Source organism: Rhizobium sp. PDO1-076 (assembly GCF_000247475.1).
Lineage (GTDB): Bacteria > Pseudomonadota > Alphaproteobacteria > Rhizobiales > Rhizobiaceae > Allorhizobium.
Genome location: NZ_AHZC01000232.1, coordinates 1 through 2,112 on the forward strand (window position 1 = coordinate 1; position 2,112 = coordinate 2,112).

The 2,112-nt window shown below is 48.8% G+C and carries 3 protein-coding genes and 1 pseudogene; 1 reads left to right on the plus strand and 3 read right to left on the minus strand.

The features are described from left to right. Positions 1-137 precede the first annotated feature (137 nt). Positions 138-473 (plus strand): helix-turn-helix domain-containing protein, encoded by a 336-nt coding sequence (locus tag PDO_RS13725; protein WP_007602616.1) that lies wholly within the window; start codon positions 138-140, stop codon positions 471-473. A 30-nt stretch (positions 474-503) separates the two neighbouring features. Here the strand turns inward: PDO_RS13725 and PDO_RS27905 are convergent. The 3 genes and pseudogenes from PDO_RS27905 to PDO_RS13735 all read right to left on the minus strand — a co-directional run. Further along, a pseudogene (locus PDO_RS27905) lies at positions 504-760 on the minus strand (DUF1173 family protein); the annotation flags it as partial. Between the two features lie 227 nt (positions 761-987). Beyond that, positions 988-1,368, minus strand: coding sequence for a hypothetical protein (locus PDO_RS13730; protein WP_160167040.1), 381 nt, complete (start codon positions 1,366-1,368; stop codon positions 988-990). A gap of 47 nt (positions 1,369-1,415) precedes the next feature. Then, positions 1,416-2,112, minus strand: a 697-nt coding sequence (locus PDO_RS13735; protein ID WP_007602617.1) for a hypothetical protein, incomplete at its 5' end; no start/stop codon positions are given.

Genomic DNA, 2,112 nt, shown 5'->3' on the forward strand with positions numbered 1-2,112 from the left:
GGCGTCTTTCGCTGGCATTTCCTCCGTTAAGTTTACGATGCCCCTTGAAGACCTGAAAACAATCGCAAAACAATGGCTCACGGATCCAAAGCGTATCGAAAAGGATCTTGCCGCTGGAATCTTAAACGAGGTGCAACATGACAACGAAGGCTAAGACGCCGTCCCGGCTAAGGCTCGAAATCCTTGAGCTCGCCAACGAAATGCGTGCAAACGATACCCTGGATGAGGCCGATTTCCGCAAGATCACGTTGCATGACTTCGCGTCGGCTGCTCCAACGGCCGCCCCGCTTACGGCTGACGACATCAGAGCGCTGCGTGAAGACGCGCACATGAGTCAGGCCGTGTTTGCGAAATACCTAAACTTGACGGCTGGCCACCTCTCCCAGATGGAGCGCGGACTGAAGCGGCCAACCGGCCCAGCGTTGGCGCTGCTGAATGTGATCCGCCGCAAAGGCATAGAAGTGGTTCTATAATGGTATGCAATAAGTGGGTGGTGTGAAATCCTACAGAACCGGCAAAACGGGCATCTCCCCTTCGGCCACGCGCCAGATCCATGGCTCGACATCGGGACGCGCCGCGATCATCTCCGCGAGCGCTACCTCGAAATCCCCGTCTGCATCGGGCGGCACGATATAGAGCGCTGCCGGCGATGCGGGAATGTGGCCGCTGCCATCGGCTGCGCCGATGACAGATTGAAGCGTAAACCCTTGACGCTTTTCAGACTGAGCCGCGCTAAACTTTCGACCAGCCGCTGCTCATACCCGCTGACTATATTTCGACGTGTCCACCTGGTTCAAGCCCAGCGCACGAGGCGTATTATGGTACATGCCGATCGATCGGTCGGGCTTTTTCGGATGGCCTGTATCATCCATCAGCGGAAACACACCGAGAGTGCCGGGACCCGCAGGGCAGTCAGCCCAGGAACCCAGCCCGCCATCGGAGGCGAACAGCCGCCACACGCCCTGCCGCCGATCACCAATTCAACGGTCATTCGACGTTTTTCAATTCAGCGAGCCTAGCTGAAAGTTTGTCACGGTATTCCGTGAATACAGCTCGCTCCTCGCTAATCTTCTTACGAAGATCATCCAAAATAGAACGAGGGTGGTCAAAAGAGTTAATGTCAGAGTCCCTCTGAAGACCATCGCCAACAATATTTTTGGGGACTTCGCGATTGGCACAATACTTTTTGTATAATTCATCCTTCATATTTATCGTTTCAAAAACAGAAATACTAGCATTCATCGAATCTAACTCTTGAATTATTTTAGTGCAACCATCGATAGCTGAAATAAAATGTTTCTTCTGTTTTTTCGAATTCAAAATATTTTCGATAAAAGTAACCGCCACATTAATACGAAGATCGTCCAATATAGTATCAATAAGATACTTGAATTCTCTGGCATCATCCAATAGATCTATAAAATAGTCTTTCGGATTATCCGAGTATGTTTGCGTTCTTTCATTTTTTTCATTGAGCAAATCAGTGAGCAAAGAAAAAACTGCTCGGCGGCTACAATTTTTTCATGAATGTGGCGCAAAAGATTCAGAGCCTCTTTAGCCGGCTGTAATCCCGCTACAATTAGAGGTACTTCACGGCTGAGAATGCCCGAGCGATCAGGAATAATGTCCAAGATATCAGGAATTTTGTACTTTTTCCCGTAGTCTTTAATAAGACTATCAAAATTACTGCAAAGTAAATCCATACTTCTGATAATATCAGAAACCACGACATCCAGAGCCTTTAGCTCCTTGTTATTCTCAGAGAGCTTAGAATGCAAGTCTGAAATAGCCTCACTTTTGCTGATAGCAGCATCAGATTGGAAGCTCTCAACCGCTTCTTTTGGCCAAATTTTGTCAAAACGATCTGTAACGCTCCCTACCCTGTTAAAATCATCAGCCAAGCCGCGAAAAGCCTGAATCAGCCTATGAATGTCTTCATTACGGGCATCTGCCTCAGGATCTGGAGACTTAGTAACCTTAGGATACTCAACCTTGGCACGGTCTACCTCATCTTGGGTAAACTGCTCTTTCTCTTCGTCTGTCCGCCGCCATGCAGGGATGGCAAGAGCGTACTTTTTCATCTCTGCGTGCGCTTCCTGTGTGCTACGGTTT